General features: G+C 34.0%; 16 protein-coding genes. 15 read left to right on the top strand and 1 reads right to left on the bottom strand.

Translation table 11 applies throughout. The features are described 5' to 3' along the window. The first annotated feature begins 312 nt into the window (after positions 1-312). The 7 genes from RTW14_RS14560 (at position 313) to RTW14_RS14530 (ending at position 6,680) form a co-directional block, all read left to right on the top strand. Positions 313-681 carry an ArsR/SmtB family transcription factor gene (locus RTW14_RS14560; RefSeq protein ID WP_312652701.1) on the top strand — a complete coding sequence of 123 codons (369 nt, stop codon included), beginning with the start codon at positions 313-315 and terminating at the stop codon, positions 679-681. Between the two features lie 145 nt (positions 682-826). Next, positions 827-1,048 (top strand): cation transporter, encoded by a 222-nt coding sequence (locus RTW14_RS14555; protein WP_111886410.1) that lies wholly within the window; start codon positions 827-829, stop codon positions 1,046-1,048. A gap of 14 nt (positions 1,049-1,062) precedes the next feature. Continuing rightward, positions 1,063-2,907, top strand: coding sequence for a heavy metal translocating P-type ATPase (locus tag RTW14_RS14550; protein WP_111886411.1), 1,845 nt, complete (start codon positions 1,063-1,065; stop codon positions 2,905-2,907). Positions 2,908-3,122: 215 nt separating this feature from the next. Further along, positions 3,123-3,602 carry a Csac_0668 family 2Fe-2S cluster-binding (seleno)protein gene (locus tag RTW14_RS14545; RefSeq protein ID WP_111886412.1) on the top strand — a complete coding sequence of 160 codons (480 nt, stop codon included), beginning with the start codon at positions 3,123-3,125 and terminating at the stop codon, positions 3,600-3,602. A 414-nt stretch (positions 3,603-4,016) separates the two neighbouring features. Further along, positions 4,017-4,706, top strand: a complete 690-nt coding sequence (locus RTW14_RS14540; RefSeq protein ID WP_312652683.1) for a hypothetical protein — start codon at positions 4,017-4,019, stop codon at positions 4,704-4,706. 14 nt (positions 4,707-4,720) lie between these two features. Further along, entirely contained in the window at positions 4,721-6,391 is a 1,671-nt protein-coding gene (locus RTW14_RS14535) for an antirestriction protein ArdA (RefSeq protein WP_312652681.1), read from the top strand. After that, positions 6,384-6,680: a DUF4314 domain-containing protein gene (locus RTW14_RS14530; RefSeq protein WP_312652679.1), complete on the top strand. Its 297-nt coding sequence runs from the start codon at positions 6,384-6,386 to the stop codon at positions 6,678-6,680. The genes RTW14_RS14535 and RTW14_RS14530 overlap by 8 nt, the downstream gene beginning before the upstream one ends. A gap of 135 nt (positions 6,681-6,815) precedes the next feature. On the opposite strand, the gene RTW14_RS14525 is transcribed toward RTW14_RS14530, so the two are convergent. Continuing rightward, positions 6,816-7,094 (bottom strand): hypothetical protein, encoded by a 279-nt coding sequence (locus RTW14_RS14525; protein WP_312652677.1) that lies wholly within the window; start codon positions 7,092-7,094, stop codon positions 6,816-6,818. A 172-nt stretch (positions 7,095-7,266) separates the two neighbouring features. Between RTW14_RS14525 and RTW14_RS14520 the strand changes: the two genes are divergently transcribed. From RTW14_RS14520 to RTW14_RS14485, 8 genes are all read left to right on the top strand, one after another. Continuing rightward, positions 7,267-8,286: a hypothetical protein gene (locus RTW14_RS14520; RefSeq protein WP_312652675.1), complete on the top strand. Its 1,020-nt coding sequence runs from the start codon at positions 7,267-7,269 to the stop codon at positions 8,284-8,286. Positions 8,287-8,351: 65 nt separating this feature from the next. Beyond that, on the top strand, positions 8,352-8,639 hold the full coding sequence (locus RTW14_RS14515; protein WP_312652673.1) for a hypothetical protein: 288 nt from the start codon (positions 8,352-8,354) through the stop codon (positions 8,637-8,639). Between the two features lie 153 nt (positions 8,640-8,792). Next, entirely contained in the window at positions 8,793-9,131 is a 339-nt protein-coding gene (locus RTW14_RS14510; RefSeq protein WP_312652671.1) for a hypothetical protein, read from the top strand. An 18-nt stretch (positions 9,132-9,149) separates the two neighbouring features. Beyond that, entirely contained in the window at positions 9,150-9,998 is an 849-nt protein-coding gene (locus RTW14_RS14505) for a DNA adenine methylase (RefSeq protein WP_312652669.1), read from the top strand. Further along, positions 9,998-10,495: a hypothetical protein gene (locus RTW14_RS14500; RefSeq protein WP_312652667.1), complete on the top strand. Its 498-nt coding sequence runs from the start codon at positions 9,998-10,000 to the stop codon at positions 10,493-10,495. Before RTW14_RS14505 ends, RTW14_RS14500 begins: the two co-directional genes overlap by 1 nt. Before the next feature lie 17 nt (positions 10,496-10,512). Continuing rightward, a complete protein-coding gene (locus RTW14_RS14495) occupies positions 10,513-11,070 on the top strand; it encodes a YodL domain-containing protein (protein ID WP_312652665.1) in 558 nt (185 codons plus the stop codon). 33 nt (positions 11,071-11,103) lie between these two features. Further along, positions 11,104-11,334 carry a DUF6133 family protein gene (locus tag RTW14_RS14490; protein ID WP_312652663.1) on the top strand — a complete coding sequence of 77 codons (231 nt, stop codon included), beginning with the start codon at positions 11,104-11,106 and terminating at the stop codon, positions 11,332-11,334. 17 nt (positions 11,335-11,351) lie between these two features. Beyond that, on the top strand, positions 11,352-15,329 hold the full coding sequence (locus RTW14_RS14485) for an S-layer homology domain-containing protein (protein WP_312652661.1): 3,978 nt from the start codon (positions 11,352-11,354) through the stop codon (positions 15,327-15,329). Positions 15,330-15,336: the final 7 nt, after the last annotated feature.

The raw sequence follows: 15,336 nt of genomic DNA, 5'->3' as shown, positions 1-15,336 counted from the left end.
AATCTAATGTAGTGGTAGTTGTTTTGAAACAGCTGCCACTATAGTTTTTTATTCTTTTTGAAATTTTATTTCAAACTATTTTAGAACCTACAATAATTATTTTTCAAAAAACGTTTGTATTGAAAGCACCCTTTTATAGTACTATTATCGTAAGCAGGTGTTTTTAGATGTTTCAATTCAGTTATTAAAAAACACTTGAATAAATGCTCATATAACTATTGACATATGAGAAAAATAATAATATAATAAATACACAACGTATGAATGCTTGTTCAAGTATTCATACGAAATGTTTAAAAAAGAGGTGATAATATGACTGAAAAATTTAATTTAATTGAAAGATGTGACTGCAATGTAATTCATGAGGATATTGTAAATCAAGTTAGAGATAAAATGCCTCAAGAAGAAAGCCTTTACGATCTAGCAGAATTATTTAAAGTATTTGGAGATTCAACACGAATCAGGATACTATGGGCTTTACATGAAGCTGAAATGTGTGTTTGTGATATCGCTGTATTACTTAACATGACACAATCAGCAATTTCCCATCAGCTGAGAGTCTTAAAACAAGCTAATTTAGTGAAAAACAGAAAAGAAGGCAAAGTAGTATATTATTCATTAGTTGATGATCATGTAAGAGAAATATTTGACCAAGGTCTAATTCATATCAACGAGAAGTAGTAATGCGGTAGAATAGAATATTTTTTGAAGATATTTGGGCAGATATTTAAGTCTTCATATCAAATGAGCAATGCTTCAAGAAAATTTGAAAAAGACTTGTAGTATTCAAAATAAAATTACAAATAATATTTAGGAGGATTTAATAATGAAAAAGAAATTTATACTTGAAGGTTTAGATTGTGCAAATTGCGCGGCAAAAATGGAAAAGGCTATTAATGAGCTTGATGGAGTGAAAGAAGCTACTGTTAACTTTATGACCACAAAACTTGTTATTGATGGTGAGGATGAAAAAATGCCTACAATAATAGCAGAGGCTGAAAAAATAGTTAAAAAAATTGAACCTGATACTATTATGAAAAGGGTATAAGGGGGTATGCAAAAATGAAGAAACGATTGTGGCGAATAATAATTGGTGCAGCCGTGTTAGTTGCAGCAGCAATTATTAATTTTAATAATGAATGGTTACAGATTGCTCTCTTTATAATAAGTTACATTATTGTAGGTGGAGATGTTGTAAAAAGAGCTGTAAAAAATATTTTTAAAGGTCAAGTTTTCGATGAAAACTTTTTAATGAGTATTGCAACAATTGGTGCATTTTTTATTGGTGAGTATCCTGAAGGTGTTGCAGTTATGCTGTTTTATCAAGTTGGAGAACTGTTTCAAAGCTATGCAGTTGGCAAGTCGAGAAAGTCAATTGCAAGCCTTATGGATATTCGACCAGATTATGCAAATGTTAAAAAAGGCGATGAACTTGTCAAAGTTGACCCAGATGAAGTACAAATTGGAGATATTATTGTAATTAAAGCAGGAGAAAAAATTCCTCTTGATGGCAAGGTAATTGAGGGAAGTTCAATGATTGATACATCGGCACTAACAGGCGAATCTATTCCTCGTGAAGTAGAAGTTGGAAGTGATATCCTAAGTGGGTGCATCAACATTAATGGAGTTATTACAGCAGAGGTTACCAAGGAATTTGGAGAATCTACTGTAAGTAAAATTCTTGATTTAGTTGAAAATGCAAGTAGTAAAAAATCCAATTCAGAACAATTTATTACGAAGTTTGCGAGATATTATACACCGGTTGTGGTTATAATCGCAGTTTTTCTAGCTATTATACCGCCTCTTGTTATAGACGGGGCGACTTTTAGTGATTGGATATATAGAGCACTAGCATTCCTTGTGGTATCCTGTCCGTGTGCTTTAGTTATTTCAATTCCTTTGAGTTTCTTCGGTGGAATAGGTGGAGCCTCAAAAAAAGGTATTTTAGTCAAGGGTAGTAACTATTTAGAGGCATTAGCAGAAACTGAAATTGTTGTTTTTGATAAAACTGGAACACTAACGAAAGGTGTATTTAATGTACAGGAAATTCATCCAGAAGGAGTTTCCAAAGAAGAGCTACTAGAATTAACTGCATATGTGGAAAGCTATTCCAATCATCCGATTTCACTTTCACTGAAACGTGCATATGGCAAAGAAATAGACAATGGACGTATTTCAGATGTAGAAGAGATATCAGGTCATGGTGTTATTGCAACAGTAGATGGCAAAAAGGTTATGGCAGGAAATATCAAACTTATGAAAATGATGGATATCCCTTATTTCAAGGGAGAGCTGATCGGTACTGCTGTACATGTTGCTGTTAATAACAAATATATAGGTTACATTGTAATTGCCGATGAGGTAAAGCCAGATTCAGCACAAGCAATCAAGGAACTTAAGGCAGCTAATATTAAACAAATAGTTATGTTGACAGGTGATAATAAAAGTGTTGGTTCAAAGGTTGCTAAAGAGCTTGGTGTTGATAAGGTTTATGCAGAACTGTTGCCAGCAGACAAAGTTGAAAAACTAGAAGAATTATTTTCGCAAAAATCTACAAAAGGTAAACTTGCTTTTGTTGGTGACGGAATCAATGATGCGCCTGTATTAGCTCGTGCAGACATTGGAATAGCAATGGGTGGTTTAGGTTCTGATGCGGCCATTGAAGCTGCTGATATTGTAATTATGACTGATGAGCCATCGAAAATTGCTACTGCAATGAAGATTTCTAAAAAGACACTAAAAATTGCACATCAAAACATAGTATTTGCAATTGGAATAAAAATAATTGTTCTTATTTTGAGTGCTTTTGGAATAACTACTATGTGGGCAGCTATATTTGCAGATGTAGGTGTAACTATCATCGCAGTATTAAATGCTTTTAGAGCTTTGAATGTAAAGAATCTATAAACTATTTTTCCTATTCACCCCCCTTGTTTGATACCGATAATTGATGAGACAATCAAGGGGTATAAATTACAAAATGAAACTTTTTAAAGGCAAATGAAAATTAAGGCCTAAGACAATGGAAGCCTGCACAAGGGCAGAAATTTAAAACTATAAATGAAAATTGGTTGGTATATGACCTTGAATTAGATGGTTTAAAAGATATGGAGGTTATGTAATTGAAAGTTATTGATGAATGTTGCTGTGAATGCACCACACAAAATTTAAATAAAACAAAGGAGAGTTGCCCTGTCTGTAATAATGAAGGAGTAACAGTTAGTAGGATAACCGTTGAACACTTGGTGACAGATGATAACCGCAAGGCAGTCTGGGGAGATAATTATAGGATTTGTATGAATGAAGACTGTGATGTTGCCTACTACAACGTTGATAATGGAATAAAATTCTTAAAAGTCCAAGTTAGTGTTCCTATTTGGTTTAAGAAAGATGCAAATCCAAAGTATTCTTGTTATTGCAGTAAAGTCACTGAAGAACAAGTAATAGAAGCTGTGGTTAAGCATGGTGTGAAGACAGTTAAAGAAGTGAATTCGATAACTGGAGCTATGAAAAAACCTAATTGTAAAGAATACAATCCCTTGGGAGTTTGTTGTCATAAGATTATTCAGGAAGCTATCGATAAAGGCTTAACTATAAAATGATTATTGTGCAAATGGCTAAAATTGAAAAAAACGTAGCTACTCTTGATTTATGGGGTTTAACAAATGCGATTAGATTGAAGTCTTACAGATTCGAAATCAAAATAAAGGTCTACCTGATGTTAATATAATATTGTGAAAACACAAATTATTTGATTGTCAGAAAAGAATAGTTGATTTCTAACCAAAGTATTAGGTTATATTCCATTAGTAGAAAATGTCATATCTTTTATACTAACAATAACATGCAAAAACTTCAACAGCACTGAGATATAAAAATCTTGGTGTTTTTGTTTTATATAAATCTAAAACTAAAACTAAATAAAGAAACCCAAAGAGGCGAAGTCTTCGGTCAACTTATGATCGATAGTCTTCGCCTTTTTTTATTTCAAAAGTAAGAAGAAAGGACTGAGAACAATGTCAAGATATTTCATGTATGGTACATCACTAGGAGGGGTAGAGCAGCTGATGATGCTGGCACCTAATTTCCCTCAAAGAAGAAGTGGAATAGTCATTAATAATCATTTTAATTGTGAAGGAGGTATTAAGATTTGTAATGGTTGTGTAAAAAATGTTAAAAGCAGAGGTAAACCTAATGACTGCTTTTGTTTCAAAGAAAAACTAGAGGCAGATGAAGTTGAATATATAGATCTGATAACAGATTGCTTTGGAAGAATAAAAAATTATTCTCTAAAAGAAAGATTAAAATTACTTAGCAATAGATTTACTGGTGAACTATTTTTAAATCATAACCACAAGGAAAGATTTTATCAACTACATTGTATGCAAGATATTGAAATATGGGAAAGGTCACCAAGCTACCTTGCAGTAATATTTCTTCTTACTGCTGATGAGGTACTGTGGAATATCTCGGAGAATGCAGTCTGCTTAAATGGATTTGATTTTTCACAGATACATCTTAGACAAATCAGTACAGAAGGCTATGCCCTATACCAAACAGCAAAAACTATATCGATAGGAAAAGAATATATAAAGATCAGCGAGATAGCAGATAGAGAACTCATTGATGATACTGGATTTAAGATAATAATCAACGCATCATTAATTGCAAAGTATGGTGCAGATGTGTTTTCAATTAAAAGATAGGATGGAGGAGAGATATGCTAATTAGATTAAAAAGAATCGACAGAAAAGAAGATGAGTCATTTATGTTTAATTTCCCTTATGAGGAAAATGAAATATCAAAGGTATATAATCAGCTGGAGCTTGAAAATTCAACTGTTCCCAACTGCTATATTGAAGAAGTAGTTTATGATCCAGATATCAATGAAGTTCTAAAAGGTAAAGAGTGCAATATCGATGAATTAAATTTCTTATTTAAGAGGATGGATAGTTTCGATACAAAGGAAAGAAAAGTGTTTTTTGCTTCAGCCTTTGCAGAAAATTCCAAAACAATAGCAGAGTTAATCAATCTGAGCTTTAATACTCATTGCTATAGCCTTGTAAGTGACTTTAATAATCTGGAAACTGTAGGAAAGGATTTATATCTATCAGAAAAGCAAGCAGTAGCTACTAGAGAATTAGAAGAACTTGATGGTGGAGCCTTTGCAATGGAGGTAATAAAAAACAATCCTAATTCTAGAATTACTCCTTATGGAGTCTTATATAAAAATTCAAATGTACCAGAGCAAATATATAATGGCAAGCAGCTTCCACCATATCATTGGAAAGAAACTGTGGCAACAATACAGCTTACCTCAAAAGGTGCGAATGAATTTATCTATCTTCCTTGTTCTGATGTTGAAATTGAAAAGGCACTGATGAGATTGGAAACACCTTACTTACATGATTGTGAAGTTACAATTGATAGCCATAACTTCTCTGAAAAAATATTGGAAATTGTTTCTGATGATAAAACACCATTAGTTAAGATAGACAATTTAAATAATTTAGCAAAGTACTATAAGGAAATGGGTAACCGAGATATAGAATATTTTGAAAAACTTATGGACTATGTTAAACCTCGAACTGTTGATGAAATCTTTGCACTAGCAGACTCTATGTATGAATTTGAACTATTTGATGGTATCCATAGCGTAGAAAGCTATGGCAGATATATGATTTGTGACTCAGGTCATTTTGAATATGATTCAAATCTTGAAGAATACATTGATTTTAAAAGATATGGACAGGAGAAAATGGCACATGAATTTGGAGCGTTTTCAGAGAAAGGATATATCACTTACCATGGATATAATCAAAAACTTGCCAATTTATTGTTTGAAAGTCTAGGAATGGTATTTCCTGAACAAGAAGAATTGAAAACCTTAAAACTGTATATGCCTCTTAGAATAACTACCTATGATATAGAAAATGAATATGGTTATAAAGAATATGCAAATGAACCACAGGAAATTTCAAATGCTGAAGTAGTTGAATATCTAGATGTAATCCTAAAGGAAATAGAAGAAAACAATCTTCCAGAAGAAGATCAAAGAGGTCTGATGAGATATTATGATGACCATGACAGTGTGAATGCAAAAGTATCAAAGTATGTGTTTTCTGTTGAACTCGTAGAAGGAGAACTAATGGGGGTAGCTGTTCTTACTTTAAATGACGAATTGACTCCAAAGGAGCTTGAAAAGATTAAAGATAATATAACTGGTCAGGCATCTGATGGCTGGTCAGAGTGTTTTGAGCAGAGAGAAATTAGTACTGAAATGGGAGATATATATGTTAGCTTTTGGAACAGCGATAACTGGTTTATTAAAACAGCTGAAGAAATGGGTATAGAAGAAAATCAAAAAATGGGAGGCATGAAATTTGAATAATAGGAATCAGGTAGAAAGAATTAAGAACGGCTATCCTGTAGGCACACGAATTGAATTAATTTCAACAATGGATGATGTGCAAGGTGTTGAAAAAGGTACAAAGGGAACAGTAATAGGGGTAGATGACATTGGAACCATACACATGAAATGGGATAATGGTAGAGGTCTTGGTCTTATTCCTGGAGAAGATAATTTCAAAGTGTTATCTCGTCCGCAGGAAGAAGAGATGAAAGAGTCAGATGAGCCTTCAAAAGAGCAATCACAAGGTATGGGAGGAATGAGTTTATGAGAATTATTTCAGAAACAAATTAATTGATTAGTAAAAATGAACGGAGATGAGAACGAACTAAAAAATAAGATGCCAAACCACTCTAAATAGTAGAATAAATTGGCATAGTTAGTTTTATTGCATAAGGCAAAGTATTCATTTTATTATGTGTTGCCTTTTAATAGTAAAAATTGATAAAAGTATATTTTCTATAAAAATCCCTAATGTAATCCAAAGGGAGATAGAAAATACATTAAAAAAGTTTGCTGTTGACCAATTTCTATCGCCAAATATTAAAGGAGCTAATATACCTCTTATAGCAATTCCATCATTCAACTCTGGAATTAAACTAGAGAGAAAATTATAGCCTAAATCGGCAGTAATCATAACGCAAACTGCTAATAAAATTAAAGATATTATCTTCACATTCTTCATAAATTATTTTCCTTTCAATTTAGATGTTATTAAGTAAAACAGTTACCACAAGAAACTACTGAACTTTGATACACTAATATTTTATTGGTAAATTTTATTACATACATTTTACCATGCTAAATCAATTAATTCCACTATCATTTATGAAATGAAAAAGAAAGGACGTGTTTTATTGAAAAACTTAAATTATCTATGTAAAGACCTTGAAGGCACAGAAAAGGAAAAGGCATATCTTGATAAGCTATTTACTGAAATGTCAGTCAAAGAACAATATATTTTAGAAGGTGCTATTAAGATTATAACTGTAAAAACTGCACCAGATTTAATTAATCTGACAGAGCAGTTGAGCAAATTTGATTTTCATTATAAAGCCATCGACAACAAATCTCTTGGTGAATATGTGGCAAGACATAAGGAATGTGCATCTGATGATATACTTCCCTTTATTAAAATCAAGCAGCTTGGTAGTGAATACCATGAAGATTTCAATGGGGTATTTATGGATAAAGGCTATGTATATCAAAGAAATAGTCTCAAACAAATCTATGATGGCACAAATTTAGATGAGATGACAGGGGATGATTGGACTGTAAAAATTAAAGTGGGAAGTAAAGATTATCCTGAAGGTGTATGGATAAACTTGCCTGACTATGAATTTTCTAGTTTAGAACCTGATGAAATGGCAATAGCCTTAGATGCACTTGGTACAAATAAGTGGAGTAGATGTGCTTTATTAGATGCAAAGTGTGTATTCCCTAATATTAGAGAACTGGCAGAACAATATGACTCCATAGAAGAATTAATCTCTGATGGTAATAACTTTGGATATGTTTGCGATGAGCAAGGACAAGGGAGAGCTTTCTTTACAGAGCATTTAGAGTCAGCAATGGAGCTTGAAGGCTGCACAAGACTTGACCTTGCCCTTGATATTTCGCAGAATCTAAACTGCTATGATTTTGCTCCTAAGGAAGATAATCTTGAAAGGTATGGAAAGATCCTTGCAAGTAAGAATGGCATTGTAGAACCTGATACCATACTTGGAGACAACTTTGATTATACTCTATATGCAAAAACAGAGATTGAAAAGAGAGGGTTAGAGCCATGTAAGAATGGATTTATAAAGTCAAATGGGGAAGAGTTTCGCTATGAATTTAGTAAAGAGCCAGATAGTATGAAAATATCAATGGAATAGTAAATATTCTAATAGATATGTTCAACAACTTGTGATATATTGTGGTGCTTGAAGGGGGTGGCATCATGGAAGATATCACTGAGATACTTAACAATGCAGTAAATGAGAGATTAGAAGTAGCATACTTTCTATTGATTAAGGAAAATGAGGAAGTAAAACAAGGTGTTGAAGCAGTAAAGGAATTAAGTATTAAGCTATATGAAAATACTAATATCCCAAAAGAAGTAAGGAGGCAGATTGAAGACTATAAAGATATATCCCAATTTATAGAAAGGGAGATGCAAAAATTTATTTATATGGAAGGAATAAGAGATAGCATCAAGCTATTAAGAGAACTTGGTGTACTAAGGTAGCACGGAATATGTCCGTGTTTTTTTAATACCTAAAAACAGATAAGGCCGATTGTTTGCTGTAATTTACAGCATAGCAGTCGGCCTTTTTTTGTTGCCAAAAAACAATCATATCCACAGTGTTATGAAACATGGCATGAGAAAGGAGGCGAGGAGGTGGAACATGATTTTTTATTTTATATTAAAGAGTATCATACAGGGACCTCTAAGGCAGTCCCCAGTGCATATCTGCAAAGTAGATTTTGCATCAGTTCAAGAACTGTTAGGAAAGTTGTCAATCAGTTAAGAAATGATGGCAATCCCATATGCAGTGGTGACAATGGATATTATTATGCTGCTGATAGAAAGGAACTGCTTGCAAGTATAGGTCAGATGACAAGTCGAATTAGAGAAATTGCAAAAGCAAAGAGAGGGCTAGTCAAAGCTTTGGAGCATTTTCCAGATGCAAACGGACAAATGAGATTAGACCTTGATAAAGAGGTAAGAGAGAGGTGATGAAGTATTAATAGTTTTATGAGCTGGATAGGTGGTAAGAAATCTTTAAGAGAATTAATTGTATCTCTCTTTCCTTTATATTATGAACGATATATAGAAGTGTTTGGAGGAGGTGGATGGGTACTATTTCATAAGCCACCAGGCAATGATTTTGAAGTATATAACGATTTTAATGGTCTTTTAACGAACCTCTATCGCTGTGTAAGGGAGAAACCAAACGAATTAATAGATGCACTATATTTTGTGTTAAATTCCCGAGAGGATTTTAACATAGTAAAGGAGTCAGTTGCAAGAGACAGTCCTACAAGTGATGTAATAAGAGCCTCATATTTTTATCAATTGATTCGCTATAGTTATGCATCAGGCCTTACTAGCTATGGGAGTCAACCCCATGATATGTGGGGCAACTTTCCTTTAATTGAACAGGCACATAGAAGACTTAGCAAAGTAGTGATTGAAAATAAAGATTTTGAAAAGCTGATAAGGCAATATGACCGCCCTGTCAGCTTTTTCTATGCAGATCCACCGTATTTTGAAACAGAAAAGTATTATAAAAATGTTGGTGAAGATGGATTTAAGAAAGAAGATCATATAAGACTCCGAGATACCTTAATGGGCATTGAGGGAAAGTTCTTACTTTCCTACAATGATTGTTCTTTTATCAGAGAGCTATATGATGCACCTAACATTCAGATTGAAAGCTATACTCGTATCAATAATATCAAACAACGCTACGATAATGGTGCCCAGTTCCCTGAAATACTGGTGGCAAATTATGATATGCACGAAAGGGAGATAAATTCTCCATCACAAATTAATTTATTTGAAATGAAAAATGGAATAGGAAAACAAGGAGGAATTTTATAATGAAAATGATTAAAGAATCTTTAGACAACAACATTAGTTTACCAAATGAAATACTTAATGCAGCAGACCTTACAGGGTGTGAAGAAATTGAATTTAACACCTTAGAGAATGCTGTTGTAGCTATGAAAACAACGATGAATGCAATGGAGCTTATAAAGGTGGCAGAAGGGCTTAAAAATCTCTCGGAAGAATTAATCGTTCATCTAGCAGGGATTTGTGGGAGATGTCATGATTGCTCCTACTGTGAGAGATTTGAAGAATTTGATGAGATTATTGTCCCAGATTATCTTCTTGAAGAAGCTGGTATTCCAAAGGATGCAAAACTTTGTGCTTGTACTGAGGAAGACAGTGGTGAAATTATAGTGATGAAGGCAGATTATGACTATGATATAGCCGATGTACCAAAGTTTGTTATTGATATCTTTGAGATGTCAGGTATCTGCATCAGAGAATTAGAAGAAAGGATTATGATGGAGGATATTGTCTATGGAGATTAAATGATGGGAGGTAAATCATGACAGGAATTGAACTAAAAAATGGATGTATATTTTATTATGGAAATCCGTCAGGATATGTGGAAGATGATACTGCAATAGTAGATCCTATATTTCAAAATGAAGAATTCAGTCAGTGGCTTAGTAACCGTAAACTTAAACCAAAATGGACAGAGGGTGTATTTGAAAGACTTTCAAAAGAAGGTGTACTCCTTATTAATAATGAAAGACCAGTACCTCTTAAAGACTGTCGTATCTGGCAGCTAAGAGCTGATATAAGTCCTGAATGTAAGTTTATAGGATATGAGGAACTTAAAGAAAACTTTGGAGAGCCAGATAAAAATAACTATGAGCTTGTATATGAAGGAGAAATAGAAACAAATGATTTAGAATCTATCTATTCAAAGTTTAATCTAAATCATCCTCATGGGTTTACTGGTCACTCACTGTCAATGTCTGATGTAGTTGAGCTATATGATGACAATGGCAGTGAGTTTTATTATGTAGATCGTTTTGGATTTAAAGAAATTGATTTTGAAGGAAAGAGTCAGATACAAGATATTAATATGAGTATTTAAAGAAAGTTAAATAAAAATAATGGAGGAAACAGGATGAAAAATATCTTAAGAAAAGCAAATGAATTTATAACAAGAAAGGCTGTTGCAGCAAAGGTAGCAGTTAGTAATAACCGTGGAGAAGGATATATTGATACAGCTGTTAAGATTTTAATTGCCGTAGTTTTGGGAGCATTGCTCCTTGCTGGACTTTATGCATTATTTGGTGAAGTAGTAATGCCAACATTAGAAGAGCGAATCAATGAAATGTTTAACTATGCAGGCTAAAAGGGGGAAAGTTTAAAATGAATCATAAATCAAAGAGAATAATAAATATTCTTTTGGTAATTTGTATTTTAATTACCAGTTTTGTAGGCTCTGCCTATGCAACAAGGTTTGTATTTTCTGATAGTGTAGGTCATTGGGCTGAAGATGCAATTAATAATCTTGCAAGAAAGGGTGTAATTCATGGATATCCAGATGGACTTTCTCATCCAGATGAAATAATTACAAGAGGAGAATTTTCCGCTCTTTTAGCAAGAATCATGGAACTTGAGCCAAAGGAAGCAAATACGGTTAACATAGTATTTGAAGATGTTGTAGGATATTTTGCTCAAAAAGAAATTGAGGCACTTATTGATGAAGGTATTATCATCAAAGAAGAATATGGTGCTAAATATTTTCCAGATGAGCCTATCACTCGATTGGAAATGATCAAAATGCTAGTTAGAGCTATAGGCAAGGAAGAACATAATATGGATTGTGCCTGTAATACAGGGTTTACTGATGAAGATGATTTGACAGAAGAAGATCGTGAGTATATCTGTGCTGGCAAACATTATAATATAATCTCTGGTTATCCAGACGGAACAATACGTCCTGATGGAGAGGCAACACGAGGTGAAGCCTTTGAAATCCTTGATAAGCATGATGAAATTAAAGAGGTAATTGAGCATGAAGAAGCCACTGATAAAATAGATGAAGATGTTGTAGATTCTCCTGATGTGGATCGAGAAGATAAGCCTTCAGATAATGGTTCATCATCAAATGGAGGTTCATCTTATGTGCCAGCACCGAAATATGATTATACACTTCCAAACACTGCTTATGTAGGAGAAGAAATAAAAATTATTCCAACAAGCAGTAATGTAAAATCTGTAGCGTGGACAGTTACTAAAGATGGTATTCCTACTGAACTTTCCTCTGTGTTAGATGGAGAATTGAAAGCAGAGGGTGGGGTAATTAAAATTAAGTCTATAGGTAGTTATACATTTTCGGCTACGGCATTAAACGGTAGAGGTAGAACGATTGTCTGTGAACAGACTGTCAGTATCTATCCAGTTGTATCAGCAAAATTTAATTTGCCTGAATCAGCACATACTGATACTACAGTAGCTGTGGATCTTGTCACTGAGAATCTAGGAGATAATTCCTTGATATGGACGATTAAAAAAGATGGCAAAGAAACAGACCTTGAAACTGTAATTACAGGGGAACTTACAAGTAGTGGCGGCTTAATATTATTTAAAACTAATGGAGTATATGAACTAAGTGCCACAATTACTGATGAGTTAGGAAAAGAAGTTACAGTATCAGATATTATTACAGTATATCCATTAGCAGAAATAAAAATGGAACTTGCAAATATTACCCATACAGACAAGACTATCACATTAAATACAGAAACAAAGAATGCAGAAGAAATGGAGATTCAATGGTCACTTACTCAAAATGGCAAAGAAGTTATTATTGAAGATTTCATTGAGGATTTCATTGAGGGCAACATCTCAATAGGAGAAAGCAATATACGTTTTAAAGAAAAAGGAGTATACAACCTAAGTATTTCATTGAGTGATAAGACCGGAAGAGTATTCAAGGAAACTGTAGCTATTACAGTATATCCTGTAGGCTCAGCCGGTTTTTATCTTCCCGAAATATTTCATACAGACGATACCATAAAAATTGAAGCTACATTTGGAGAAATCGGAGATCATGTTGCTGATTGGTCCCTTGTAAAAGATGGTAAGGAGGTTGAGCTTACTAACTTCATCATTGGTAAACTTTCAAATGATGGTGGAATGATCCAATTTAATCAGAAGGGAGAATACACTCTAAAGGCATCGTTCACTGATGATGGAGGAAGAACTTATAACTATGAGCAAGCACTCAAAGTCTATCCTGTGCCATCCGTGAGCTATACACTCCCTAAATATGTTCATACTGATAGTGATATTAGTGTAGATGTAGATAGTACAGAACTTGATGGACTAAAGATTGAATGGCTTGTTGATAATACCTTTGGTTTTCAGGACTGGTCAACCTATGTAGATGGTAAGTTAGATAATAACGGTGGAAATATTCGATTCAAAAGAGCTGGCATATATGAATTAGTAGCTAGAATTACTGATGAAACAGGCAGAGTGTTTCTCTTTGAAGTGGGTGGTAAAACGGAAGTACTTCCTGTGTTAAGCATAGGATTTGAACTGCCTGTTCTTGCGTACACCGACAGCATAATTGATTTTAGAACACATGGCAACAATAACGTAATGCCAGTGGAGTGGAATATTACAAAAGACGGTAAACCTATTTCAGAAAATAAAGCATTTGATGGCAGTTTAAATGCACATGGTGGAAAAATCACTTTTCTTGAAGAAGGGGAATATGTTCTAACTGCAACAATGACAGATTTTCTAAAAAGGAGTTTCTCACATTCACAAAACATAACCATAAAGCCTGTTGTAGAGTATAGTTTTATAATGCCCGAATCAATTCATTATGGCAAAGAGTTTGAAGTAGAATCCACTTCTGAAAATCTTGGTAATAATGAGGTTCAGTGGACATTAGAAAAAGTAAGTGAACCAGCCCCTTTTAGTGGAGAACTTGCAAATGATGGAGGTAAGATTTCAATATCAGATGTAGGGATATTTACTCTTATAGCTACAATTACAGATAGTGAAGGTAGAATATTCACCTACAATGACACTATTACAATTACTAATACAGCACCATCAGTAACACTAACAGCTACACCAACCCGAACTGTTAAAAATGGTAAGTTCTTTGTTGATATTAAGGCAGCTGCTAATGATGTAGATGGAGATGCAACAACCTTGGAATATGAAGGAACAACTGCTGATAACTACTATGCAGTAGGTACACACACCATTAAAGTACGAGCAAGGGATATAGCTGGTGCTTATTCACCATGGATGGAAAAGAGCTTTACAGTTATAAATTCAGCACCAACAGTAACACTAACAGCCACACCAACAAGAACTGTTAAAAATGGTAAATTCTTTGTTGATATCAAGGCAACTGCTAATGATGCAGATGGAGATGCAACAACCTTGGAATATGAAGGAACAACAGCTGATAACTACTATTCAGTAGGTACACACACAATTCGTGTCCGAGCAAAAGATATAGCAGATGCATATTCACCATGGATGGAAAAGAGTTTTACAGTTATAAACTCAGCACCAACAGTGACGATAACTACCACACCAACAAGAACTGTTAAAAATGGTAAGTTCTTTGTTGACATTAAGGCAACTGCTAATGATGCAGATGGAGATGCAACAACCTTGGAATATGAAGGAACAACTGCTGATAACTACTATGCAGTGGGCAAACATACTATCCGAGTTCGAGCAAAAGATATAGCTGGAACATATTCACTATGGGTAGAAAAAAGCTTTACAATTGTAAACTCAGCTCCAACGGCTCCTGTAATTAGTAGAACTCCAAATGGAAATAGTGTTGCCCCTGGAACAAAGGTGACTATTATAGCTAGTAGTACTGATGTAGATAACGATCCAATCACTTATATTTGGGAAGGGCGTAATGCAGAACAACAGGTATATCCGTTAGGGAAAAATGTAGTTCGAGTTAAGGCTATGGATTCCACAGGTGCAGAATCTCCTTGGGCAGCAATTGTGTTCTTTGTTGCTGATTCCAATGGTGGTGGAGGAATGACTTTGACAGGCCCAGATTCTGTTATTTTAGAAAATGGATTAGAAGGTGCAACTATAACAGAATATACTTTTACTGTTCCACCTGTATCAGGACATAGCGGAAGTGACCATGGCCGAGTTCGAGGATATAATGTGTTAACAAAGCAGTGGGATCAGCTTGATTATGGAACTACAAGCAATGGTATTACATTCAGTAGAAGTCTTGGTGCTGGCGTTTACTCTAAACTAGAATTTTATTACTATACGAACCATAACTGTATGTATAACAAATCAAATATCACCTATTCCGTTAACTACAACTTTGAATAAATGGAGG

The sequence above is a fragment of the Aminipila sp. genome, assembly GCF_032051575.1.
In the GTDB taxonomy this organism is placed as follows: Bacteria; Bacillota; Clostridia; order Peptostreptococcales; family Anaerovoracaceae; genus Aminipila.
Note: the sequence above shows the minus strand (reverse complement) of the source record. Positions and strands in the feature narration are given on the sequence as shown.